22 protein-coding genes are annotated in these 22,778 nt (G+C 58.5%); 11 read left to right on the forward strand and 11 right to left on the reverse strand.

What is annotated here, in order from left to right; genetic code table 11:
* Nucleotides 1–95: 95 nt before the first annotated feature.
* The 4 genes from hyi to allA all read right to left on the reverse strand — a co-directional run bounded on the left by hyi (nt 96) and on the right by allA (nt 4,147).
* On the reverse strand, nt 96–872 hold the full coding sequence (gene hyi, locus ACLEXF_RS13065; RefSeq protein ID WP_155009439.1) for a hydroxypyruvate isomerase: 777 nt from the start codon (nt 870–872) through the stop codon (nt 96–98).
* Nucleotides 873–885: 13 nt separating this feature from the next.
* Nucleotides 886–2,667 carry a glyoxylate carboligase gene (gene gcl, locus ACLEXF_RS13070; protein WP_155009438.1) on the reverse strand — a complete coding sequence of 594 codons (1,782 nt, stop codon included), beginning with the start codon at nt 2,665–2,667 and terminating at the stop codon, nt 886–888.
* 87 nt (nt 2,668–2,754) lie between these two features.
* Nucleotides 2,755–3,573, reverse strand: a complete 819-nt coding sequence (allR, locus tag ACLEXF_RS13075; protein WP_012737529.1) for an HTH-type transcriptional repressor AllR — start codon at nt 3,571–3,573, stop codon at nt 2,755–2,757.
* Between the two features lie 91 nt (nt 3,574–3,664).
* Nucleotides 3,665–4,147: an ureidoglycolate lyase gene (allA, locus tag ACLEXF_RS13080; protein WP_025714052.1), complete on the reverse strand. Its 483-nt coding sequence runs from the start codon at nt 4,145–4,147 to the stop codon at nt 3,665–3,667.
* Between the two features lie 208 nt (nt 4,148–4,355).
* On the opposite strand from allA, the gene allS reads away from it, so the two are divergent.
* Both allS and mnmH read left to right on the forward strand, forming a co-directional pair.
* Nucleotides 4,356–5,279: an HTH-type transcriptional activator AllS gene (allS, locus tag ACLEXF_RS13085; protein ID WP_043521430.1), complete on the forward strand. Its 924-nt coding sequence runs from the start codon at nt 4,356–4,358 to the stop codon at nt 5,277–5,279.
* 87 nt (nt 5,280–5,366) lie between these two features.
* Nucleotides 5,367–6,446 carry a tRNA 2-selenouridine(34) synthase MnmH gene (gene mnmH / locus ACLEXF_RS13090; RefSeq protein ID WP_407260001.1) on the forward strand — a complete coding sequence of 360 codons (1,080 nt, stop codon included), beginning with the start codon at nt 5,367–5,369 and terminating at the stop codon, nt 6,444–6,446.
* Nucleotides 6,447–6,554: 108 nt separating this feature from the next.
* Here the strand turns inward: mnmH and ACLEXF_RS13095 are convergent, their stop codons facing one another.
* Nucleotides 6,555–7,700 (reverse strand): porin, encoded by a 1,146-nt coding sequence (locus ACLEXF_RS13095; RefSeq protein ID WP_049117067.1) that lies wholly within the window; start codon nt 7,698–7,700, stop codon nt 6,555–6,557.
* A gap of 91 nt (nt 7,701–7,791) precedes the next feature.
* On the opposite strand from ACLEXF_RS13095, the gene ACLEXF_RS13100 reads away from it, so the two are divergent.
* A complete protein-coding gene (locus tag ACLEXF_RS13100; RefSeq protein WP_032426074.1) occupies nt 7,792–7,920 on the forward strand; it encodes a hypothetical protein in 129 nt (42 codons plus the stop codon).
* Here ACLEXF_RS13100 and ybbP read toward each other — a convergent pair.
* Both ybbP and ybbA read right to left on the reverse strand, forming a co-directional pair.
* The gene (gene ybbP, locus ACLEXF_RS13105) at nt 7,882–10,296 is read right to left on the reverse strand and encodes a putative ABC transporter permease subunit YbbP (RefSeq protein WP_407259906.1); all 2,415 of its coding nucleotides are present in this window, start codon (nt 10,294–10,296) and stop codon (nt 7,882–7,884) included. The genes ACLEXF_RS13100 and ybbP overlap by 39 nt on opposite strands.
* Complete coding sequence (gene ybbA, locus ACLEXF_RS13110; RefSeq protein WP_004146399.1) at nt 10,293–10,979, reverse strand: putative ABC transporter ATP-binding protein YbbA; 687 nt, start codon at nt 10,977–10,979, stop codon at nt 10,293–10,295. Before ybbA ends, ybbP begins: the two co-directional genes overlap by 4 nt.
* Here ybbA and tesA point away from each other — a divergent pair.
* The 3 genes from tesA to ACLEXF_RS13125 are packed head-to-tail and all read left to right on the forward strand — an operon-like array spanning nt 10,950 to nt 13,285.
* On the forward strand, nt 10,950–11,573 hold the full coding sequence (gene tesA / locus ACLEXF_RS13115) for a multifunctional acyl-CoA thioesterase I/protease I/lysophospholipase L1 (protein ID WP_025999119.1): 624 nt from the start codon (nt 10,950–10,952) through the stop codon (nt 11,571–11,573). The genes ybbA and tesA overlap by 30 nt on opposite strands.
* A complete protein-coding gene (locus tag ACLEXF_RS13120) occupies nt 11,563–12,372 on the forward strand; it encodes an SDR family oxidoreductase (protein WP_074186539.1) in 810 nt (269 codons plus the stop codon). The genes tesA and ACLEXF_RS13120 overlap by 11 nt, the downstream gene beginning before the upstream one ends.
* A gap of 58 nt (nt 12,373–12,430) precedes the next feature.
* Entirely contained in the window at nt 12,431–13,285 is an 855-nt protein-coding gene (locus ACLEXF_RS13125) for a co-chaperone YbbN (RefSeq protein WP_004204720.1), read from the forward strand.
* Between the two features lie 107 nt (nt 13,286–13,392).
* Here the strand turns inward: ACLEXF_RS13125 and fetB are convergent, their stop codons facing one another.
* Both fetB and fetA read right to left on the reverse strand, forming a co-directional pair.
* Complete coding sequence (gene fetB, locus ACLEXF_RS13130; RefSeq protein ID WP_004204721.1) at nt 13,393–14,175, reverse strand: iron efflux ABC transporter permease subunit FetB; 783 nt, start codon at nt 14,173–14,175, stop codon at nt 13,393–13,395.
* Nucleotides 14,162–14,839: an iron efflux ABC transporter ATP-binding subunit FetA gene (fetA, locus tag ACLEXF_RS13135; RefSeq protein WP_004204722.1), complete on the reverse strand. Its 678-nt coding sequence runs from the start codon at nt 14,837–14,839 to the stop codon at nt 14,162–14,164. Before fetA ends, fetB begins: the two co-directional genes overlap by 14 nt.
* Nucleotides 14,840–14,979: 140 nt before the next feature.
* On the opposite strand from fetA, the gene ACLEXF_RS13140 reads away from it, so the two are divergent.
* Both ACLEXF_RS13140 and ACLEXF_RS13145 read left to right on the forward strand, forming a co-directional pair.
* Nucleotides 14,980–15,897 (forward strand): SPFH domain-containing protein, encoded by a 918-nt coding sequence (locus ACLEXF_RS13140; RefSeq protein ID WP_004204723.1) that lies wholly within the window; start codon nt 14,980–14,982, stop codon nt 15,895–15,897.
* A complete protein-coding gene (locus ACLEXF_RS13145; RefSeq protein ID WP_151628475.1) occupies nt 15,894–16,352 on the forward strand; it encodes an NfeD family protein in 459 nt (152 codons plus the stop codon). The genes ACLEXF_RS13140 and ACLEXF_RS13145 overlap by 4 nt, the downstream gene beginning before the upstream one ends.
* Here ACLEXF_RS13145 and cueR read toward each other — a convergent pair.
* A complete protein-coding gene (gene cueR / locus ACLEXF_RS13150; protein WP_004204725.1) occupies nt 16,349–16,759 on the reverse strand; it encodes a Cu(I)-responsive transcriptional regulator in 411 nt (136 codons plus the stop codon). The two genes, ACLEXF_RS13145 and cueR, sit on opposite strands and share 4 nt — an antisense overlap.
* 106 nt (nt 16,760–16,865) lie before the next feature.
* Here cueR and copA point away from each other — a divergent pair, with 106 nt between their 5' ends.
* From copA to ybaK, 3 genes are all read left to right on the forward strand, one after another.
* Nucleotides 16,866–19,367, forward strand: a complete 2,502-nt coding sequence (gene copA, locus ACLEXF_RS13155; protein WP_407259907.1) for a copper-exporting P-type ATPase CopA — start codon at nt 16,866–16,868, stop codon at nt 19,365–19,367.
* A gap of 131 nt (nt 19,368–19,498) precedes the next feature.
* Complete coding sequence (locus ACLEXF_RS13160; protein ID WP_023319864.1) at nt 19,499–20,293, forward strand: TraB/GumN family protein; 795 nt, start codon at nt 19,499–19,501, stop codon at nt 20,291–20,293.
* A gap of 201 nt (nt 20,294–20,494) precedes the next feature.
* Nucleotides 20,495–20,974, forward strand: a complete 480-nt coding sequence (gene ybaK, locus ACLEXF_RS13165) for a Cys-tRNA(Pro)/Cys-tRNA(Cys) deacylase YbaK (RefSeq protein WP_080847332.1) — start codon at nt 20,495–20,497, stop codon at nt 20,972–20,974.
* Nucleotides 20,975–21,079: 105 nt separating this feature from the next.
* On the opposite strand, the gene ushA is transcribed toward ybaK, so the two are convergent.
* A complete protein-coding gene (gene ushA, locus ACLEXF_RS13170) occupies nt 21,080–22,732 on the reverse strand; it encodes a bifunctional UDP-sugar hydrolase/5'-nucleotidase UshA (protein WP_135730535.1) in 1,653 nt (550 codons plus the stop codon).
* Nucleotides 22,733–22,778: the final 46 nt, after the last annotated feature.

Consider the following 22,778-nt stretch of genomic DNA (forward strand, 5'->3'; position numbering starts at 1 on the left):
TTGATTTATCTGGGCAATAGCTATCCCTTCCTGTTGTCAGGAAATAAAATCCCTGAGTCTGGAATAATAAATACTGCCCAACGATAAATTAAAAATTAGCGGTAGCGATTAAACCAAGTCAGTCCCGCTTCGGTGGTGGTCAATGGTTTATATTCACAACCTACCCAACCGTCATAATTTGATTTATCGATGAAATTAAAAAGATACTCATAATTAATTTCACCGGTCCCGGGTTCGCCTCGATTCGGATTATCCGCGATCTGTAAGTGACCAATACGATTAGCATATGTTTGCATCGTATGGGTTAATTCCCCCTCCATACGCTGCATATGGTAAATATCGTACTGAATTTTCAGATTATCATTACCCACTTCATCAAGCAGCGCCAACGCCTGATGCGTGGTATTCAGATAAAAGCCCGGCATGTCGAAGTAATTGATCGGCTCAATTAGCAACAGAATACCTTCCTGGGCCAGCGCGGCGGCGGCAAAACGTAGATTCGCCACCAGCGTTGAGCGAATATGTTCTTCGCGATAGCCCACCGGCGTTTTGCCGACCAGACAGTTAACTTTACGATTGCCCAGCGCTTTGGCGTAGCGGATTGCGGCGTCGACACCTTCGCGAAACTCCGCTTCGCGGCCTGGAATACAGGCGATGCCGCGTTCCCCTGCCGCCCAGTCGCCAGCGGGTAAATTGTGTAAAGTATGCTCCAGCTGGTTGTCGCTCAGCTTTTGCTTTAATAGCTCGGGCGCATAGTCATAGGGAAACATAAATTCGACAGCGCGAAAACCACAGGCCGCCGCTTTCTCAAAGCGATCCAGAAAATCATATTCCTGAAATAACATGGAAAGGTTGGCAGAAAAGCGCAACATAATGTCACCTCATTTATTCATATTTCATGAAACAAGTTTCGGTTGGTGCGTCAATGGCGCTATCGGCAACGTCTTCGAACTCCATGACGTTATCCAGTTCGCTGCCCATGGAGATATTGGTTACGCGCTCGAGGATCACTTCCACAACGACCGGCACGCGATAGGCTTTCATCCAGGCTTTGGCCTGCTCAAACGCGGGAGCAATATCCTCAGGCTTGAAGACGCGAATGGCTTTACAACCGAGTCCCTCCGCGACCTTCACATGATCGACGCCGTAGCCGTTTACTTCGCTGGAGTTAATATTTTCAAACGCCAGCTGAACGCAGTAGTCCATGTCAAAGGCGCGTTGCGACTGGCGGATCAAGCCGAGATAGGCGTTGTTCACCAGGACATGGATATAGGGAATATTGAACTGGGCGCCTACCGCCAGCTCTTCAATCAGAAACTGGAAGTCAAAGTCGCCGGAAATCGCGACCACGTTGCGCTCAGGATCGGCAGCGCAAACGCCCAGCGCGGCGGGAAGCGTCCAGCCCAGCGGCCCCGCCTGACCGCAGTTGATCCAGTGGCGGTCTTTGAACACATGCAGCATCTGCGCGGCGGCGATTTGCGACAGGCCAATGGTGGTGACATAGCATACGTCCCGGCCAAACGCTTTGTTCATCTCTTCATAGACGCGCTGCGGTTTAACCGGCACGTTATCGAAGTGGGTTTTACGCAGCAGCGTACGCTTGCGTGCCTGGCACTCGCTAACCCAGCTCTCGCGACGTGGCAGGCGACCCTCTTTTTGCATCTGCTGCGCAATGTCTACCAGCTGAATTAACGCCGCTTTGGCATCGGAGACAATGCCTAAGTCCGGGCACAGTACACGGCCAATCTGCGTCGGTTCAATGTCGATATGAATAATTTTGCGGCCTGCGGTGTACTTCTCGACCGAGCCGGTATGACGATTAGCAAAGCGGTTGCCGATCCCGAACACCAGATCTGAGGCCAACAGCGTGGCGTTGCCGTAGCGATGCGCGGTTTGTAAGCCGACCATTCCGGCCATCAGTTCATGGTCGTCCGGTATACAGCCCCAGCCCATCAGGGTCGGGATCACCGGGACATGGGTGATTTCCGCAAATCGTTGCAGCAGCGCGGCGGCATCGGCGTTAATCACCCCGCCACCGGCAACAATCACCGGGCGTTCCGCCTGGACTAACAGCGCCAGTGCCTTTTCAATTTGCGGACGCGTGGCGACCGGTTTATAAGCCGGCAGCGGCGAGTAAAGCTCAGGGTCGAATTCGATTTCTGCCACCTGGACATCATAAGGCAGATCGATGAGCACCGGTCCCGGTCTGCCGGAGCGCATCAGATGGAAAGCCTGCTGCAGCACGCCCGGAACCAGCGCCGCCTCACGCACCGTCACCGCCATCTTGGTGACCGGTTTAGCAATGGATTCAATATCCACCGCCTGAAAGTCCTCTTTATGCAGACGCGCGCGCGGCGCCTGGCCGGTGATGCACAGAATGGGAATCGAGTCCGCGGAGGCAGAATACAGAGCGGTGATCATATCCGTACCGGCCGGGCCGGAGGTCCCCAGACAGACACCGATATTACCGGCAGTCGCGCGGGTATAGCCTTCAGCCATATGAGACGCGCCTTCAACATGGCGGGCAAGAATATGGCGGATCCCGCCGTGCTTACGCATCGCAGAATAGAACGGGTTAATAGCCGCGCCAGGCACGCCAAATGCTGTGTTAACCCCTTCTTTTTCCAGAACATACATTGCCGCGTCAACGGCTCTCATTTTTGCCATTTTTACAACCTCACTGTATTGGAAAATTTTTCCAAATTTAAACATAACCAAAAAAGTCCCGCTCAAGAGAGCGGGTTGGATCGGCGATCAGTCGGCCTGGGGTTTAAGGCCCAGCGCGGTACTGATATTCCTTGCCGTCTCCCTTACCAGCTCGCCCTGGCTGACAAAACGGTCCGGGGTTAGCCTGGACGCAGGTCCGGAAATCGAAATTGCCGCTACCACAGAGCCCACATCATCGTAAACCGCTGAAGCAATACAGTTTAATCCTGTCACATGCTCCTCCTGGTCAATGCTGTAGCCGCAGGCTCGCGCCTCATCCAGATTTCGCTGCAGGACCGGCAAATCCACAATCGTCGTCGGCGTAAACCGCTGCAGGCCGGTCTTCACAATCACATCCACCAGCTCTTCCGCAGGGAGCGGATACAACAGCGCTTTCCCGGCGCCTGAAGCATGGAGCGGGAGTCGACTGCCGAGCGGCGCGCACATTCGCACCATCGACTTACACTCCTGCTGACCAATCAGCACTGCTTCGTTGCCGTTGCGAATCGCCACGTTGACTGTCTCCCCCGACATCAGCATCAGCCGCCGCATAAAGGGCCCGCCGACGGATAAAACGTCCCGGTTATGGATGTAGGCCGAGCCGATATTGAACGCGCCAAGACCGATATGCCACCAACCTAACTGGCTGTCCTGATAGACAAAATCCGCGCCTTCCAGCACTTTTAGCAGGCGAAAGGTGGTCGATAACGGTAAGTCCAGATTCAGGGAAATATCGCTAACCGACGAGCTGCCGCCGCTCTTTTCCAGGTATTGCAATATCGCGATCCCTCTCTCCAGCGCCTGTGCGCCTTTTTGCGCGGAAGGCTCCTGCTGGCCAGGCCTTCCACGCCTTCTCACTTCTGTCATACCTCGATTATCTCCGGCTCAAAACCTGAGCATAAATAGTGTGTAAGCGCCCACATGTTATGCAAGATAATCGACAGCGTCACGTGTAACCTCACGCAAAGCTCAGCTCCACGGTCGGGATCTTTACGACATCGCAGTTGTCTTTTCCGCCGCGATCGACGGTTAAAAAATCGGTTTCCGTCTGCCAGGCAAACAGCGGATGGTGCCAGACATTACGGTGGTAATTCACCCCCTGACGGCCATTTGAGATAAACGCACGCAGCGTGTTCATGTCCGGCTCATCGCCGCCTGCCGCGACCACCACGACAAAGGCCTCCCCCCGCATCGGCACAAACGCCTGGGTACCCAGCGGATGGCGCTCCAGTTCGGTGACAATAATCGGCAGCGCGGCGGGTTGCGCACGATTAATGCTGATGAGCGTACGATCCTGCTGTAACGTCTCCACCATCGCCAGATCGTGAAAACGCTGTACTTTTCCATCATTGATGTGAAAAAAATCCTGTCCTTCCGTTTCGATAACATCCCCATACGGGCGGAATGCATCTCGCGTCAGGGGCAATACTTCAAGCTTCATGAGCTGTTCCTTATTCATTTAAAACCGTTCCCCTTCCTAACGTTGAAGGGGGTAGAGAAGCTGCACAATCCACAGCCATCTAAGCGTGACAACACTATAAGTTGGAATAATTTTCCAAAATCTGATTTAACCCACATTATTGAAAAGGTTATTATGAAAAAATACTTAAAAATCATGGGTGAATTATTAAATAACGAGGAATATGGCGATGCTCGATCCCGAAACACTACGCACCTTTGTCAGCGTCGCTGAGACCGGCAGCTTCTCAAGAGCAGCGGAAAAACTTTATAAAACAACCGCCACCATCAGCTATCGCATCAAATTACTGGAGGACAACACCGGTGTCGCACTCTTTTCCCGCACAACGCGCAGCGTACTGTTGACGCCGGCCGGGATGCACCTGCTGGCGCAAGCCAGAGAGTGGCTGGGGTGGATTGATAGTATGCCCGGTGAGCTTCAGCAGATAAACGACGGGGTAGAGCGCCAGGTCAATATTGTGGTGAATAACCTGATGTACGACCCGCAGGCCATTGCCCGGCTGCTGGCCTGGCTCACCCAGCGCTACCCTTTTACGCAATTTCATTTTTCACGACAAATCTATATGGGCGTCTGGGATACGCTGCTGCATGACGACTTCTCCCTGGCGATTGGCGTGACCGGCACCGAACCGTTAGCGGAAAACATGGCCGTCTACCCACTGGGTGAGGTGACCTGGCTCTTCGTGATGTCGCCGCATCACCCGCTAAGCCAGCAACCCGACCCGCTATCAGAGGCGCAATTGCGGCGCTATCCGGCGGTGAATATTGAGGACAGCGCCCGACGGCTGACGAAGCGCGTCGCCTGGCGTCTGCCCGGGCAAAAAGAGATAGTGGTTCCCGATATCGAAACCAAAGTTGCCGCCCATCTCGCCGGCGTCGGCATCGGCTTTTTACCGGAACCGCTCTGCCTGCCGCTTATCGCTCAGGGCAAGCTGATCGCCCGACACATTCCGACCATGCGTCCCCCTTCGCCATTGAGTCTCGCCTGGCGCAAAGATCATCATGGTAAAGCGGTGCAGGATATCGCCTCGCTGTTCAGCCATTCTGCGCCGGAAATAACGGGGTTCCTGACGCTATTCAGCAATACACCGTGAAAAATCAATCCTCCCGAGCGCTCACCGCGTACAATAGGAGAATTATCGCGTCGAGCGACGCGTCTGGATTGCCTAACGGTTTAAATGATGGAATCAGTACTAAAAAATATTCTGCACATCCTCGCCAGCGATACGCCACTGATTGACGTACGCGCCCCGGTGGAGTTTAGCCAAAGCGCGATGCCGGCGGCGATCAACCTGCCGCTGATGAATGATGAAGAACGCGCCGCGGTCGGCACCTGCTACAAGCGCCAGGGGCCGGAAGCGGCGCTGGCGCTCGGCCATAAGCTGGTTCAGGGCGATCTGCGCGCCAGCCGGATCCGGTCATGGCTGGAAGCATGCGCCCGTTACCCGCACGGTTACCTGTGCTGCGCCCGCGGCGGCCAGCGCTCGCATATTGTCCAGCAGTGGCTGAAAGAAGCTGGCGTGGATTACCCCCTGATCGTCGGCGGCTATAAAGCGCTGCGCCAGGCGGCGATCCAGGCTACCGACGCGCTGGTACAGCGGCCGATCGTGCTGATTGGCGGCTGCACCGGCAACGGCAAAACCCAGCTGGTTTGCTCGCGACCGGACGGTATCGATTTGGAGGGCCATGCCCACCACCGCGGCTCTTCGTTTGGCCGCACGCTACAGCCGCAGCATCCGCAAGCCACCTTTGAAAACCACCTGGCGGTCAGCCTGCTCAAAAAAGCCGAACAGCAGACGCGCTGGGTGCTGGAAGATGAAGGCCATATGATCGGCGCCAACCATCTGCCGGAGTGCCTGCGCATCCGCATGGCGCAATCGCCGCTGGCGGTGGTGGAAGATCCGTTTGACGTTCGCCTCGAACGGCTGCGCGAGGAGTATTTCGATCGCATGTATCGCGACTTTATCGCCGCGTATGGCGAAGAGAAAGGCTGGCAGGCATACGGCGAGTATCTGCATCACGGCCTGTTTGCCATCCGCCGTCGCCTGGGGCTGCAGCGTTTTGCCCAGCTCACTGAACGCCTCGATGAGGCGCTGGCGCAGCAGCAGCGCACCGCCAGCACCGAGGCGCACTTCGCCTGGCTGGTGCCGCTACTGGAAGAATACTACGACCCGATGTATCGCTATCAGTTGGGGAAAAAAGCCGGGAAGATTATTTTTCGCGGCAGCTGGCAGGAGGTCGCCGCCTGGCTGGAGAAGTAATCGCATGCTCGATTGTCCCGGCTTGCGGCGTAAACGCCTTAGCCGGGCTACCGGTCGGCATGATTTGTAGCCCCGGTGAGCGCATCGCGACCGGGGAGATGTGACCGCTTAGAAGTCGTAGCGCAGACGCACCAGGTTCATATCGCCCAGATTGTCGGTGCTGGAGGTAAACACGTGCTCGTAGTCAACGCGGAAACCATAATCCAGCTGGAAGCTAATCCCCAGACCGTTATCGATACGCTGGTAGTTGCGGCCATTCACATACTGCAGGCGGTCGCCCATAAAGTACGGCTGAATAGATTTAACGGCATACTGATTGATCGGGAATTTATAGCCCGCAAAATATTCAATCCCCCAGGCGTCGCCGGCGAAGTAATTATGCACATCGGTTTTTTTGGTGGTGAGGAAGTTCTGATACCAGCCGCCGCCGAAGGAGAAGGTCCAGTTATCCGGGGTCCAGCTCAGCGCGGTACCGACGATGTTCTGGTCATAGGTTTTGCTGTCGGAAGTTGACGGGTCGCGCATTTCGGCGCGGGTGTAGTTCCACGCAGTCCCCCAGGTCAGATCCTTCATGATGTGGTAGTCCGCGCCAACAGAACCGCCGCCTTTACGTTTATAGCGCAGACCGTTACCCGGCAGGTATTCGCTGTCTTCGAACAGATAAGAGCCGTAAAGATCGACATCGCCAACGGTTTTCTTATATTTCAGCATATTACGTGAACGATAAGAACCATCGTAATCGCCGTTAATACCGTTGCCCGGGGCCTGGCCGATCATGTCGTAGTCCCAGATATCGGTTTTCACCCCCACCACATCATAGTAAATGCTGTTCTGCTGCCCGTAGGTTAACGTCCCCCAGGTATCGCTTTTCAGGCCGGTATACAGCATGCGGCGGGTAGTATTGTTCGCCCCTTCTGCGTAGTGGTTATCCCAGTCAAACAGCGCCGGAATGTTCACCCCCAGTTCGTAGTAGCTGATCCAGCTAATATCATCGAACAGGTAGTAATCCGCCGCGAAGCGGAAACGAGTGCCGCCGTCGAAACCGTTACGCTTATAGGAGCCTTTATCGCCATCGCCGGTCATCATGTTGAATTGCGGACGAATACTCCCGCCGACGGTAAAGTTAAGCCGGCTTAACGGATCGCCCGCCTGCGGATCTTGTTTCAGCAGCGTGATCTCCGCGTGAGAAGCAAATGAAGCGAACACCAGTGTTGCGCCGATCGAGATCGCCAGCGCTTTTATTTTATGTGCCATAGTTTTTCCTTGATTAATAAGCAACCTTATATTTACCAGCTGAATATTAACCGCGAATCAGTACAGCGTGTTGTCGGTTTTTTAATGTTTTGTGCGCTTAAAAATCAACGAGTTATCAATTTGTGCGCTTAAAATAAAAGCGCCGCCAAAAACGGCGGCGCATCATCAAAATGCAATAATCTTACTGGCTAAACTGACGGAACAACGCTTTCCCTTTTAACAAACGCAGCCCCAGCCCGCCGCCGCACAGGGATAACAACACCGCCCCCGTCAGCGGCAGCATCACCCACAGCCGCCAGTCCGGCGTCCAGGGGAAATCAAAGACTTTCGTCTGCAGCATCGCCAGCGCCACTTCGGCGCCTACCGCCGCCACCAGGCCGGAGACCAGCCCCAGCAGGGCAAACTCCGCCCACAGCGTGGCGCGCAGCAGCGATTTTCCGGCCCCCAGCGTGCGCCAGACCACCAGCTCCTGATGCCGCTGGCGCATACCGACCTGGACCTGCGCCAGCAACAGCAGCACGCCGCAGGCCGTGACCAGGCCCACCATCACCTCCAGCGCCCGGCTGACCTGGGAGAGCACCTGGCCGACCTGACGCAGGATGGCGCCGATATCCAGCAGGCTGACTGTAGGAAACTCGCGGTTCAACTGGGTCAACATCGCGGGACCGTTATCCCAGCGGAAGCTGGTGAGCCAGCTCTGCGGCTGCCCGTCCAGCGCCCCGGAGGGGAAAATAAAGAAGAAGTTGGGCCGCAGGCTCTCCCAGTCAACTTTGCGCACGCTGCTCACCTTCGCGCTGAAGTCCTGAGTATCGCCGGTAAAGGTCACCGTATCGCCGATCTTCACCCCCAGCCGCTGCGCCAGCCCCTCCTCAATCGATACCTCGCCCGGCTTCGGCGGCCAGCTGCCGGCCACCAGCGGATTATGATCCGGACGCTGTTCGCTCCAGGTGAGATTAAGCTCGCGATTCAGCGCTTCGTCTTTGTTCCCGTCCGTGGAGTGGCCGTTGATCTGCGTCAGACGAGCCCGGACGATCGGATAAAATTCCGCCGCCCGCGTCTGATGTTCGGCGAGGAAGGTCTTCACCGGCATTATCTGCTCAGGGGCGATATTGATCAGGAAGTAGTTTGGGCTCTCCGGGGGCAGCTGCTGCTGCCAGCGGTCGAGCAGATCGCCGCGCAGCACCAGCAGCAGCGCCAGCAGCATAAACGACAGGGAAAACGCCGCCAGCTGGCTGAGGGTCGACCACGGCTGGCGCAGCAGGCGGTTCACCGCCAGACGCAGCGGCAAGGCGCTGAGCGTCAGGCGTTTGAGCAGCCACAGCAATCCCCAGCCCACCAGGCCGCACAGCAGCGCCAGCACCACCGCCCCGGCCAGCACCGACCACAGCAGGGGGCTGCCGCCCATCAGCCACGCCAGCAGGCCCACCACCACGGCGCTGACCGTCGGGATCCAGATTTTCAGCGGCCAGACGTTAGCCACCACGTCCTGGCGCAGCACCCGCAGCGGCAGGGTCGCCAGCAGCAGCCGATAGGGGCGCAGGCCCACCAGCAGGGAAATCACGCCGGTCGCGCCCACCGCCCACAGCCACGGCCAGCCGCTGGCCGGCGGGAGCGCGGCGGGCAGAACCGGTTTGAGCATCAGCAACAGCAGGCGCTCCAGCGCTAGCCCTGCTGCCCCGCCGGTTATCAGCGACAGCGTCAACAGCAGCAGCCATTGGCCGACAATCAGCTTGCGCAGCTGCGCCCGTCCGGCGCCCAGCGTCTTGAGTATGGCGACCAGATCGTAGCGGCTGCGGCAGTAGTGGCCCATCGCCACGGCCACCGCCGCGACGGCCAACAGCAGCGTCAGCAGCGCGGATAACAACAGGAATTGCTGCGAGCGTTCGAGGGATTTGCCCAGCGCGCTGTCGTCCTGGTCAAGACCAATCCAGCGATGCTCCGGGCCGAGTTTCGGCAGCAGCCACTGCTCATAATTGGCCAGCTGTTCAGCGTCGCCGGCGAACTTATAGCGCCATGCGACGCGACTCCCGGGCTGCACGGCGCCGGTCTTTGCCACGTCGGCCATATTCATCATCAGCCGCGGCGCCATCTGGAAGGGGTTGAACCCCGCATCCGGCTCCTGAATCACTTCCCCGGCAATGCGCAGCGTGGCGTCGCCAACGTCAATCGTATCGCCGGTTTTCAGGTTCAGCAGCGCCATCAACCTTGGCGCCAGCAGCACGCTGCCCGCCTGGGGCTTCAGCCCCGGCGGCTGCGTCTCGAGAGTGCCATACAGCGGATAGCGGTCATCCACCGCCTTGACGTCCGCCAGCTGCGGCGTATCGCCCGCAAAGGTCATGGTGGCGAAGCTCAGCTGTTCGCTGACGCTCAGCCCTGACTGGCGCGCATGCGCGATCCACTCAGCGGGCACCTCGCGCGAACTGCGCAGCGTGCGGTCGCCTGCCATAAACTCACGGCTTTGCTGGCTGAGGCCTTTCTCCATCCGATCGCTTATCGACCCCAGGGCCAGCACGCAGGCCACGGCGAGGCTTAACGCCAGCCAGACGATCAGCAGCGACGGCGAGCGCCATTCGCGCCAGAACCAGCGGGCGATCATGCTTCCTCCCGCAGCTGGCCATCCACCAGGCGCAGACGACGGTCGCAGCGCGCCGCCAGCAGCGGATCGTGAGTGACGAGGATCAGGGTGGTGCCGTGTTCGCGATTAAGCGAGAACAGCAGATCGGCAATTTTATCCCCGGTCTGGCGATCGAGGTTGCCGGTGGGCTCATCGGCGAACAGAATGGCCGGACGACCATTGAAGGCCCGGGCCAGCGCGACCCGCTGCTGTTCACCGCCGGAGAGCTGTGCCGGCAGGTGGTGCAGGCGTTTGCCAAGCCCCAGCTGCTCAAGTAGCGCGCGGGCATCGCCCCGGCTCTGGCTATCGCTGGCGCCACGCAGCAGCGCCGGCAGCTCGACGTTCTCCAGGGCGTTGAGCGTCGGGATCAGCATAAACGACTGAAAGACAAAACCGACGTGCTGCGCCCGCAGCGCCGCCCGCGCCTCCTCATCCATCCGATGCAGCGGTTTGCCCAGCATCGATACTTCCCCACTGCTGCCATCGTCCAGGCCGGCGAGGATCGCCAACAGGGTCGATTTACCGGAGCCCGACTCGCCGATCAGGGCGATGGTCTGCCGCGGTTTGACAACCAGCTCAACTCCGGTAAGGATGGAGAGCTGATGCTCCCCCTGACCGACGGACTTCTTAAGATGATGAACTTCAAGTATGTTTTCCGCTGGCATGTGCCTTTCCTGTTTTTGTTCCTGTTTACCTGCCGCGCGATGGCGGCGGATACGCTGCTGATCCTCGGCGACAGCCTGAGCGCTGGCTATCGGATGGCGGCCAACGCCGCGTGGCCTGCGCTGCTCAATGAGAAGTGGCAGGCGAAAACGCCAGTGGTGAACGCCAGCATCAGCGGCGATACCTCCCAGCAAGGGCTGGCCCGTCTGCCTGCGCTGCTTAAACAGCATCAGCCGCGCTGGGTGCTGGTTGAGCTCGGCGGCAATGACGGGCTACGCGGCTTTCCGCCGCAGCAGACCGAGCAGACGCTGCGCACCATTATTAAGGATATCAAAGCGGCCAACGCCGAGCCGCTGCTGATGCAAATTCACCTGCCGGCGAACTATGGCCGCCGCTATAATGAAGCCTTCGGCGCGATTTACCCGGCCCTGGCCAAAGAGTTCGCTATTCCTCTCCTGCCCTTTTTTATGGAGGAGGTGTATCTGAAACCCCAGTGGATGCAGGACGACGGCATTCACCCGAATCGCGACGCGCAGCCGTTTATCGCCGAGTGGATGGCGAACCGGCTGGCTCCCTTAGTTAATCATGACTCCTGAACGCCAGGGGTCGCTGACAGGTAAAGTTATGCAAAAAACGGTTTTAGTGACAGGCTGTTCCAGCGGAATTGGTCTGGAAAGCGCACTGGATTTAACCCGCCAGGGCTTTCGCGTGCTGGCGGCCTGCCGCAAGGCAGAGGACGTGGCGCGGATGCAGGAGCTGGGGCTAACCGGTATTTTGCTCGATCTGGACGACCCGCAGAGCGTGGAGCGCGCGGCGGCGGAGGTGCTTGCGCTGACCGATAATCGTCTCTACGGCCTGTTCAATAACGCCGGATACGGCGTCTATGGCCCGCTGAACACCATCAGCCGCCAGCAGATGGAACAGCAGTTTTCCGCTAACTTTTTCGGTGCCCATCAGCTCACCATGCTGCTGCTGCCAGCGATGACGCCGCACGGCGAAGGTCGCATCGTGATGACCTCGTCGGTGATGGGGCTTATCGCCAGCCCCGGCCGCGGCGCCTACGCCGCCAGTAAATACGCCCTCGAGGCATGGTCCGACGCACTGCGCATGGAGCTGCGTCACAGCGGTATCAAGGTCAGCCTGATTGAGCCGGGCCCGATCCGCACCCGCTTTACCGATAACGTCAACCAGACGCAAAGCGACAAGCCCGTTGAAAACCCGGGCATCGCCGCCCGTTTTACCCTCGGGCCGGAGGCGGTAGTGGAAAAAGTGCGCCACGCTTTTATCAGCGATAAGCCGAAGCTGCGCTACCCGGTCACCCTGGTCACCCACGCGGTGGCGCTGCTCAAACGCCTGCTGCCAGCCCGCGCGATGGACAAAATTATCCACGGCTGAGTTGAAGCGCGGCATGCCGCCCCCATGTAAAACAGAAATCGACTAACGAGAAATGCCCATGTCCGAACAGAATATTGTCAACATTAGCGAAGCGAACCTGCAGCAGACGCTACAGCAGTCCATGAACGTCCCGGTGCTGTTTTACTTCTGGTCTGCCCGCAGCCAGCACTGCGAACAGCTGACCCCGGTTCTTGAGCGCCTGGCCGCTCAATACAACGGCCAGTTTACGCTGGCGAAGGTCGATTGCGACGCCGAGCAGATGCTCGCTTCACAGTTTGGTCTGCGCGCCATCCCTACGGTTTATCTGTTCCAGAACGGCCAACCAGTGGACGGTTTTGAAGGCCCGCAGCCGGAAGAAGCGATCCGCGCCCTGCTGGATAAAGTCCTGCCTCGCGAAGAGGAGCTGAAAGCGCAGCAGGCCCTGGCCCTGATGCAGGAAGAAAAATACGCCGATGCCCTGCCGCTGCTGAAGGAGGCCTGGCAGCTGTCGAATCAGGACAGCCAGATTGGCCTGCTGTTGGCGGAAACGCTGATTGCTCTGCACCGTTCCGATGAAGCGGAAAACGTACTGAAGACTATTCCGCTGCAGGATCAGGATACCCACTATCAGGGTCTGGTGGCGCAGATTGAGCTACTCAAACAGGCCGCCGACACGCCGGAAATCCAGCAGCTGCAGCAGCAGGTGGAACAGAATCCGGAGGACGCGCAGCTGGCCTCCCAGCTGGCGCTACAGCTGCATCAGGTCGGGCGTAACGAAGAAGCGCTGGCGCTGCTGTTCAGCCATCTGCAGAAGGATTTAGGCGCTGGCGACGGCCAGGCGCGCAAGATGCTGCAGGAGATCCTCGCCGCCCTCGGTACCGGCGATGCGCTGGCCGCCAAATACCGCCGTCAGCTCTATTCGCTGCTGTACTAATCCGTTGCCAGCCCCGGATAGCGCTGCGCTTATCCGGGCTACGCGAACGATGCGGAACCTAGCCTTAGTCGCCCGGGTGAGGCGTGAACGCCGCAACCCGGGATCGTTCACGGGCGCTTTTTCAGCTGCGTCACCACCAGCTGATGGCGGGCGTTGAAGAACTTCCGGTAGGTCAGATAGCCGGCGATAATCGTCGACAGACTGGCGGTCGACAGCAGCATAAAGGTCACCATGATCTGGTACTTAATCGCCTTTACCGGGTCAATACCGGCAAAAATTAGCCCCGACATCATCCCTGGCAAGCTCACCAAGCCGACCGTTTTCGCTGAATCGACGGTGGGTATCAATGACGCGCGAATGCTGTCGCGAATCAGCCGCGCCGAGGCCATTTTCGGCGTCGCGCCGAGGCTCAGCTTCTCCTGAATCTGCTGCTGCTCGCTGCTGAAGCGCTGGCCCATATTGTTGTAGCACAGTCCCACCGCTACCATGGCGTTCCCGGCCACCATCCCGGCAATCGGGATCACCTGCATCGGGACAAAGGCTATCGAGCCAGAGAACACCAGCACCGCCAGCGTCAGCCCGGCGCCGGTGGTGATGGCGATAAATGACGAGACAAAAGCCTTATCGATATACTTGCTGCGCTTTTTGGCATTCCACGCCGCGTTAAAGCAGATAAACAGCACCATCAACAGCGTCAGAACCGCATGATTGACGTTAAAGATATATTTCAATACATAGCCGACGATAATCAGCTGCACGATCGCCCGGCAGATGCTCCAGAGAATATCTTTTTCCAGCGCCAGCTTTTCCCGATAGCTCACCAGAATAGCGATCAGCACCAGCACCATCGACAGCGCCAGCGATTCGTTCGTAATGTTATGCCCGTTCATGCCGTACCTCCTGCATGTTTCCGCCGGCAGGCTGCAAGGTAATCACTTCATCGGCATGCGAAATTTCGTTGCGATCGTGGGTGACCCACAGAACAGCGACCTGCTTTTCCGTCGCATAGCCATGAATAATGTCATTCACATTCTGTTTATTACTGTCATCCAGCGCGCTGGTAATTTCGTCCAGCAGCAGCACGCGCGGCAGAAATTGTAAATTGCGGATCAGCGAGACGCGCTGCTTTTCCCCGCCGGATAGTTCATTAATCGATTTTTCCAGCATATTTTCGCCAAGACCAAAGCGCTGCAGGTCGGCCACCAGCGCCTGCGGATCCGGTTGTTTATTGCGGATCTGCCACGGAAAAATCAGGTTATCGTAAACCGAATCCCCGAACAGCGCCGGCGTCTGCGCACAGTAAGAGACCTGCTGGCGATACCTTTCCGGCGACAGCGTCGCGACATCGGCATTGTCGAAAAACAGGCGTCCGGAGGTCGGACTGAGCAGCGAGGCGATAATTTTCAGCAAGGTGCTTTTCCCGCAGCCGGAAGGCCCGGTAATCAACTTAAATTCCCCGGGTCTGAGCTCAAGATTGATATTGTGTAAAATAACTGCGTCGTCGGTCTTAAATCCCACACCCTCGAGACGCAAAAGCGCGTTATTTTCCTTCATGAGGCTTCCTGATTATTTTCTGAAACACCGCTAGTTTACCGCACTTTCCTTTCTCCCGGTGGTGGAGAAAGATATACTCAGTTTAAACACGCGCTATTTCTTTGTAGCGCTTCACCAGGCAACAAGACAGGAGGTTTTTGATGCTGATTTTTATTCCTATCCTTATTTTCGTCGCGCTGGTCATTGTGGCCGCGGCGGTGAAAATCGTCCCGCAGGGCTACCAGTGGACGGTGGAGCGCTTCGGGCGTTTTACCCAGACGCTGCAGCCGGGATTAAGCTTAGTCGTGCCGTTTATGGACCGCATCGGCCGCAAAGTGAACATGATGGAGCAGGTGCTCGACATCCCCTCACAGGAGGTTATCTCCAGAGATAACGCCAACGTCACCATCGACGCCGTTTGCTTTATTCAGGTGGTTGACGCGCCAAAGGCCGCCTACGAGGTCAGCAATCTTGAGCAGGCGATCGTCAACCTGACGATGACCAACATTCGTACCGTGCTCGGCTCGATGGAGCTGGACGAAATGCTCTCCCAGCGCGACAGCATTAACACCCGCCTGCTGCATATCGTTGACGACGCCACCAACCCGTGGGGGGTGAAAATCACCCGCGTCGAAATTCGCGACGTTCGCCCACCGGCGGAGCTTATCGCCTCGATGAACGCCCAGATGAAAGCCGAACGTACCAAACGCGCCTATATCCTTGAGGCCGAAGGGGTGCGTCAGGCGGAAATTCTGAAAGCGGAAGGGGAAAAGCAGTCGCAGATCCTCAAGGCGGAGGGCGAGCGGCAGTCCGCCTTCCTGCAGGCGGAGGCCCGCGAGCGTTCCGCTGAAGCGGAAGCCCGCGCCACCCAGATGGTCTCCTCGGCGATCGCCTCAGGCGATATTCAGGCGATCAACTACTTCGTGGCGCAGAAATACACCGATGCGCTGCAGCAGATTGGCGCCGCCAACAACAGTAAAGTGGTGCTGATGCCGCTGGATGCCAGCAGCCTGATGGGATCGATCGCCGGGATCAGCGAGCTGATCAAAGAAGGCGCTGGCGATCGGAAAAAATCATGATCGACATGATCCTCGCCCACCCTCATCTGTTCTGGCTAAGCCTCGGCGGGCTGCTGCTGGCGGCCGAGATGCTGGGCGGCAGCGGATACCTGCTGTGGAGCGGCGTCGCCGGCGTGGTGACCGGCGCCCTGACCTGGCTCCTGCCGCTGAGCTGGGAATGGCAAGGCACGCTGTTTGCCGTCCTCACTCTGCTGGCGGCGTGGCTGTGGTCGAAGTGGCTGCGCAAGCGCGTCAAACTGCAGCGTCCTGCCGATGCTCAACTCAACCAGCGCGGGCAGCAGCTGATAGGCCGCCGTTTGACGCTGGATGCCCCGCTGGTAAACGGCCGCGGCCACGTGCGCGTGGGCGACAGCTCATGGCCGGTGATGGCTGACGAGGACCTCACCCCAGGCAGTCAAGTCGAAGTGGTCGCCGTGGAAGGGATTACGCTACGGATCAGACCCGTCGTTCGTTAAGCCTGCGCCTTGCGATGACAGCAGCCGGAAAGATTATCGATAATCGGGCATTCCGCGCTGTCGTCGCCGGGACAGGATTCGGCCAGCGCCAGCAGGTGCGCGCGCATATTTTGCAGCTCGCGGATATGGTTCTCGATATCCGCCACTTTCTCCAGCGTGCGTTTTTTCACATCGGCGCTGTGCCGCGACGGGTCGTTGAACAAGGCCACCAGCTCGCGGCACTCTTCCAGATTAAACCCCACCTGCCGCGCCTGGCGCAGCAGCGTCAGTTCATCGAGATGCTGCTGACCGTAGGTGCGGTAGCCGTTTTCGCTGCGCAACGGCGGCGTCACCAGCCCCTTTTCTTCGTAAAAACGAATCGCTTTGCTGGTTAAGCCGGTTTTTTTCGCCACATCGCTGATATTCATTTTTTCTCCTTGACCTTCCCCTTGCTGGAAGGTTTAACCTTCTTAATACTCGATGAAAGAGTGGTTCTGGTCAATCGTTGACCGGAAAATTATTCAGGAGTTATTTATGTCTAACACTATCGACCTGACGCTGGATGGCCTCTCCTGCGGCCACTGCGTCAAACGCGTGAAAGAGAGTCTGGAGCAGCGTCCTGACGTTGAGCAAGCGGAAGTCACCCTCACTGAAGCCCATGTGACGGGCAGCGCCAGCGCACAAGCGCTGATTGAAACCGTTAAACAAGCCGGATACGGCGCGGAGCTCAGCCACCCAAAGGCTAAACCGCTGGCAGAATCATCAATCCCGTCGGAAGCACTGACAGCGGCCACTCCTGAGCTTCCGGCAGCCCATGACGAAGATGACAGTCAACAGCTGCTGATCAACGGCATGAGCTGCGCCAGCTGCGTCTCCCGGGTACAGAACGCGCTTGCCGCGGTGCCGGGCGTCTCACAGGCGCGGGTTAACCTGGCGGAACGCACGGCGCTGGTGATGGGCAGTGCGTCCGCCGCAGAATTAGTGCAGGCGGTGGAGAAAGCGGGCTACGGCGCGGAGGCGATCGAGGACGATCTGGAACGCCGCGAACGTCAGCAGGAAACCGCCATCGCCACCATGAAACGTTTTCGCTGGCAGGCGATTGTCGCCCTGCTGGTCGGCGTGCCGGTGATGGTCTGGGGCATGATCGGCGATAACATGATGGTCAGCGACGACAACCGTTCGCTGTGGCTGGTCATCGGCCTCGTCACCCTTGCGGTGATGGTCTTCGCCGGTGGGCACTTCTACCGCAGCGCGTGGAAAAGCCTGAAAAACGGCACCGCCACCATGGATACGCTGGTGGCCCTCGGTACCGGCGTCGCCTGGCTGTACTCGATGAGCGTCAACCTGTGGCCACAGTGGTTCCCGATGGAAGCCCGCCATCTCTATTACGAAGCCAGCGCAATGATTATCGGCCTGATTAACCTCGGCCATATGCTGGAGGCCCGCGCCCGCCAGCGCTCCTCAAAAGCGCTGGAAAAACTGCTCGACCTGACGCCGCCTTCAGCCCGCGTGGTGACCCCTGAGGGAGAAAAGGATCTGCCGCTCGCTGAAGTTCAGGCCGGCATGACGCTGCGCCTGACCACTGGCGATCGCGTTCCGGTTGACGGCGTGATAAGCCAGGGCGAAGCCTGGTTTGATGAAGCGATGCTCACCGGCGAACCGGTACCACAGCAAAAAGGCGATGGCGATGCCATTCACGCCGGCACCGTGGTGCAGGACGGCAGCGTGCTGTTCACCGCCAGCGCCGTCGGCAGCCAGACCACGCTGGCACGTATTATCCGCATGGTGCGCCAGGCGCAGAGCAGCAAGCCGGAGATCGGCCAGCTGGCGGATAAAATCTCCGCGGTGTTTGTCCCGGCGGTGGTCGCCATTGCGCTGATTAGCGCGGCGATCTGGTACTTCTTCGGCCCGGCGCCGCAGATCGTCTATACCCTGGTGATCGCCACCACGGTGCTGATTATCGCCTGTCCGTGCGCCTTAGGGCTGGCGACGCCAATGTCGATCATCTCCGGCGTTGGCCGGGCGGCGGAATACGGCGTACTGGTGCGCGACGCCGATGCGCTGCAGCGCGCCAGTGAACTCGACACCCTGGTGTTCGATAAAACCGGCACCCTGACCGAAGGTAAGCCGCAGGTGGTGGCGGTGAAAACTTTCGCTGGCGTTGATGAGATTACCGCGCTGCGTCTTGCCGCCGCGCTCGAGCAGGGCTCAAGCCATCCGCTGGCGCGAGCGATCCTCGATAAAGCCGGAGACAGCCCGTTGCCGGAAGTGAGCGGCTTCCGCACCCTGCGCGGCCTTGGCGTTAGCGGTGAGGCGGAAGGTCATCGCCTGCTGCTCGGCAACCAGGCGCTGCTCAACGAGCAGCATATCGCCACCAGCGATATAGAAAGCGAGATGATGGCGCAGGCCTCGCGCGGCGCTACGCCGGTGCTGCTGGCGGTGGATGGTCAGGCGGCCGCGCTGTTCGCCATCCATGACCCACTGCGCGAAGACAGCGTCGACGCCCTGGCGCGCCTGCATCGTCAGGGCTACCGCCTGGTGATGCTCACCGGGGATAACCCCACTACCGCGAATGCCATCGCCAAAGAAGCCGGCATTGATGAAGTGATTGCCGGCGTGCTGCCGGACGGTAAAGCCGACGCCATTAAGCGTCTGCAGAGCCAGGGACACAAAGTGGCGATGGTTGGCGATGGGATTAACGATGCCCCCGCGCTGGCGCAGGCGGATGTCGGGATCGCCATGGGCGGCGGCAGCGATGTCGCTATTGAAACCGCGGCGATCACCCTGATGCGCCATAGTCTTCACGGCGTGGCCGATGCGCTGGCGATTTCGAAGGCGACCTTACGCAATATGAAGCAGAACCTGCTGGGGGCCTTTGTCTACAACTCGCTGGGCATCCCGATTGCCGCCGGGATCCTCTGGCCGCTGACCGGCACGCTGCTCAATCCGGTGGTCGCCGGCGCGGCGATGGCGCTATCGTCGATCACCGTGGTGAGTAACGCTAACCGCCTGTTGCGCTTTAAACCAAAAGAGTAAACGCTGCTGCAGGAAAGCGGACGCTGACAGGATCGGCGCCCGCTTTTTTTCCGGGACAAGAAAAGCCCGCCGGAAGGGTGACGTGTATCACCATATGCGCTAGCATGAATGCCTCACACTTCGGAGCGCGTATGGGCCTGTTAAACCGGATAAAAATGCTGTGGCGAGCCGCCGTCGGCTCGTCTTATTCCTGGCCTGCGATGGATATCGTCCTGCCCGGCGAACGCTATCTGCACCTCGTCGGCAGCATCCATATGGGCACCCGCGACATGGCGCCGCCGCCAGCGAAACTGCTGAAAAAAATACGTCAGGCCGATGCGTTAATCGTCGAGGCCGATATCAGCGGCAATGAAACCCCGTTTAGCAATCTCCCCGCTTATCCGCCGCTGGCGGAGCGCCTGAGCGACGCGCAGCTGAGCGAGCTACAAGCGCGAGCCGGCGAGCTGGGCCTGTCGGTCGAGCTGTTCGACAGCCAGCCGCTGTGGCAGGTGGCGATGGTTCTGCAGGCCACCCAGGCGCAGAAGCTGGGGCTGCGGCCGGATTACGGTATCGATTATCAGTTGCTGATGGCCGCCCGCGAGAGCAACATAGCGGTGATGGAGCTGGAAGGCGCCGACAGCCAGATCGCGCTGCTGCGCGACCTGCCCGATGGCGGAATGGCGCTGCTGGAAGATACGCTGACCCACTGGCGCACCAACGCCCGTTTACTGCAGGTCATGATCGGCTGGTGGCTGGAGCAACCGCCGTCGCGCGGTGCGGTATCGCTGCCGACGACCTTCAGCCAGTCTTTATATGATGTGCTGATGCATCAGCGCAATCTCGCCTGGCGCGAGACGCTGCTGGCCTTGCCGCCGGGGCGCTACGTGGTCGCCGTCGGCGCGCTGCATCTGTATGGCGAAGGGAATCTGCCGGATATGCTGACATAAAAAAATGGCCAATATTGCTATTGGCCCGTCAAAGAGGAATTTCATCATTATTATTATCCCGGGATTTGTATCCCGGATCGTCTGATTGTCGCTCAAAGTGACCATCACTGCCAACACTATTGCGCAAGATGGTACTATTTTTTAGACAACCTGCGGGCGTATTCTGACGTCACGCAAAACCGGTTGGTAAGAAGGATAGCTATGACTCCCGCCGTTAAATTACTCGAAATAAACAAAATTCCCTTTCAGATCCACAGTTACGATCACGATCCCAATGAGACCAACTTCGGTGATGAAGTGGTGCGCAAGCTCGGCCTCAATGCCGATCAGGTTTACAAGACCCTGCTGGTCGCCGTTAATGGCGATATGAAGCATCTGGCGGTCGCTGTCACCCCGGTCGCCGGGCAACTGGATTTGAAGAAAGTGGCGAAAGCGCTGGGCGCCAAGAAAGTCGACATGGCCGACCCGATGGTGGCGCAGCGTATCACCGGCTATCTGGTAGGCGGTATCAGTCCGCTGGGGCAGAAGAAGCGCCTGCCGACGGTGATTGACTCCCCGGCGCAGGAATTTGCCACTATCTATATTTCCGGCGGCAAACGCGGGCTGGATATTGAGCTGGCGGCCAGCGATCTGGCGCAGCTTTTGGATGCGAAGTTCGCCGATATCGCCCGCCGCGATTGATAACACTATCCCGGATAGCGGCGCACGCGCCTTATCCGGGCTCCCCAACTCATAGCCACGGTAAGCGTAGCGCCACCGTGGAAATAGCTCACCCGAAACCCAGGCTTACTGCCAGCTCACCTCGCCTTTCGGCTCATAGGCGGCGGCATCCAGCGGCGAGTTCTTCTCGATATACTCTTTCAGCACTTCGGCATCGATAAAGCCGGTATTCACATACCCAGGTTTATCGGCGATGTTCGGGTAACCATCGCCGCCGGTGGCGTTAAAGCTCAGCGTCGCCATCCGATAGGTCTTCGACGGATCCACCGGTTCGCCTTTGATTTTCAGATCGTTCAACTTGCCGTCTTTGGCCACAAAGCTGACGTTGGCAAACTGCGGATAGGCGCCGGAATCTGGCTTCATCTGCGCGACGGCGGTCAGGTAATCCACCACCTCCTTGCCGCTCATATCGACATAGGTCAGCACATTGCCAAACGGCTGGACCTTCATCACATCCTTGTAGGTGATATCGCCCGCCTCAATGGAGTCGCGGATCCCGCCGCCGCTCATCACCGCGAAATCCGCATTACTGCGCGCCATCTGCGCCGCCAGCAGCAGGTGGCCCATATTGGTCTGCACGAAACGCACTTTACTGCGATCGCCCTCCAGATGACCATTCACGCTGCCGATCTTGACCTGCAGTTGCGCCTTACCTTTGTTCTGGAACGGCGTCAGCAGCGACATCATCTGCGGGTTCTCCGCGATCTGCGGCGTATACAGCACCCGCTCGCTTTGGCCGTTATCGTAAGTCACTTTTTTCTTCAGGTTGACCGGGATCAGCTGATAGTGCACCAGCTTCATCTCGCCGTTGCGGAACTCAAAATCGGCGCGGCCGACGTATTTGCCCCACTCATGCGCCTGGACGATCCAGATGCCGTTCTGACGATCCGGGGCGCACGGCGTCCCTGGCACATAGTCGACCTGCTTTTTATTTTCCGACGCCATGCACACCGGATCCTGCGAGTGACCGCCGACGATCATCGCCAGCGAGCCCGTGGGTAAACTCCGCGCCATCTCGACATCCCCCGGCGCGTTAGAGCCGTGGTTGCCGTTGTCATAGTGGCCCATATGGGTGGTGGCCAGGATCACGTCCGGCTTTTCATTCTGCTGCAGCTCCTGGATCACCAGCTTCGCCTCTTCCGCCGGTTTGCGGAATTCGATATCGGTGAAATATTCTGGATTGCCAATCTTGGCCGTATCGTCAGTGGTTAAGCCAATCACCGCGATTTTTAACCCGCCGCGCTTAAACTGCGCCCAGGGTTTGAACAGCCGTTCGCCGGTGCTTTTCTGATAAATATTGGCCGACAGGAACGGGAACTTCGCCCACTTTTCCTGCTGGCGCAGCACGCTCAGCGGATTATCAAACTCGTGGTTCCCCACCGCCATCGCGTCGTAGCCGATCAGGTTCATGCCGCGAAAATCGGGCTCTGCATCCTGTAAATCAGACTCCGGCACCCCGGTATTGATATCCCCGCCGGACAGCAGCAGAACGCTACCGCCTTCAGCCGCCACCTCTTTACGAATACCGTCCACCAGCGTTTTCTGCGCCGCGAGGCCATATTCGCCGTAGTCATTGCGCCAGAAATGGCCGTGGTGATCGTTGGTGTGCAGGATGGTAATTTTATAGGTTTTATCCTGCTCATAGGCCTGCGCGGACAGGCTGCCCAGCGATAACGCGGCGAATAACGCCAGCGCCACGCTGTGTTTTAAACAATGCATGCTTCACTCCCTGACTTAATCCCAAGTGCCGAAAGTATAGCGAGTT

Source organism: Klebsiella pneumoniae complex sp. WS1778, assembly GCF_049472055.1.
Taxonomy (GTDB): Bacteria; Pseudomonadota; Gammaproteobacteria; order Enterobacterales; family Enterobacteriaceae; genus Klebsiella; species Klebsiella quasipneumoniae.

Excerpts from the sequence above, each read along its gene's own strand:
- hyi (WP_155009439.1), bottom strand. The coding sequence starts at position 872 with ATGTTGCGCTTTTCTGCCAACCTTTCCATGTTATTTCAGGAATATGAT.
- gcl (WP_155009438.1), bottom strand. The coding sequence starts at position 2,667 with ATGGCAAAAATGAGAGCCGTTGACGCGGCAATGTATGTTCTGGAAAAA.
- allR (WP_012737529.1), bottom strand. The coding sequence starts at position 3,573 with ATGACAGAAGTGAGAAGGCGTGGAAGGCCTGGCCAGCAGGAGCCTTCC.
- allA (WP_025714052.1), bottom strand. The coding sequence starts at position 4,147 with ATGAAGCTTGAAGTATTGCCCCTGACGCGAGATGCATTCCGCCCGTAT.
- allS (WP_043521430.1), top strand. The coding sequence starts at position 4,356 with ATGCTCGATCCCGAAACACTACGCACCTTTGTCAGCGTCGCTGAGACC.
- mnmH (WP_407260001.1), top strand. The coding sequence starts at position 5,367 with ATGGAATCAGTACTAAAAAATATTCTGCACATCCTCGCCAGCGATACG.
- ACLEXF_RS13095 (WP_049117067.1), bottom strand. The coding sequence starts at position 7,700 with ATGGCACATAAAATAAAAGCGCTGGCGATCTCGATCGGCGCAACACTG.
- ybbP (WP_407259906.1), bottom strand. The coding sequence starts at position 10,296 with ATGATCGCCCGCTGGTTCTGGCGCGAATGGCGCTCGCCGTCGCTGCTG.
- tesA (WP_025999119.1), top strand. The coding sequence starts at position 10,950 with ATGAACTTCAAGTATGTTTTCCGCTGGCATGTGCCTTTCCTGTTTTTG.
- ybbA (WP_004146399.1), bottom strand. The coding sequence starts at position 10,979 with ATGCCAGCGGAAAACATACTTGAAGTTCATCATCTTAAGAAGTCCGTC.
- ACLEXF_RS13120 (WP_074186539.1), top strand. The coding sequence starts at position 11,563 with ATGACTCCTGAACGCCAGGGGTCGCTGACAGGTAAAGTTATGCAAAAA.
- ACLEXF_RS13125 (WP_004204720.1), top strand. The coding sequence starts at position 12,431 with ATGTCCGAACAGAATATTGTCAACATTAGCGAAGCGAACCTGCAGCAG.
- fetB (WP_004204721.1), bottom strand. The coding sequence starts at position 14,175 with ATGAACGGGCATAACATTACGAACGAATCGCTGGCGCTGTCGATGGTG.
- fetA (WP_004204722.1), bottom strand. The coding sequence starts at position 14,839 with ATGAAGGAAAATAACGCGCTTTTGCGTCTCGAGGGTGTGGGATTTAAG.
- ACLEXF_RS13140 (WP_004204723.1), top strand. The coding sequence starts at position 14,980 with ATGCTGATTTTTATTCCTATCCTTATTTTCGTCGCGCTGGTCATTGTG.
- ACLEXF_RS13145 (WP_151628475.1), top strand. The coding sequence starts at position 15,894 with ATGATCGACATGATCCTCGCCCACCCTCATCTGTTCTGGCTAAGCCTC.
- cueR (WP_004204725.1), bottom strand. The coding sequence starts at position 16,759 with ATGAATATCAGCGATGTGGCGAAAAAAACCGGCTTAACCAGCAAAGCG.
- copA (WP_407259907.1), top strand. The coding sequence starts at position 16,866 with ATGTCTAACACTATCGACCTGACGCTGGATGGCCTCTCCTGCGGCCAC.
- ACLEXF_RS13160 (WP_023319864.1), top strand. The coding sequence starts at position 19,499 with ATGGGCCTGTTAAACCGGATAAAAATGCTGTGGCGAGCCGCCGTCGGC.
- ybaK (WP_080847332.1), top strand. The coding sequence starts at position 20,495 with ATGACTCCCGCCGTTAAATTACTCGAAATAAACAAAATTCCCTTTCAG.
- ushA (WP_135730535.1), bottom strand. The coding sequence starts at position 22,732 with ATGCATTGTTTAAAACACAGCGTGGCGCTGGCGTTATTCGCCGCGTTA.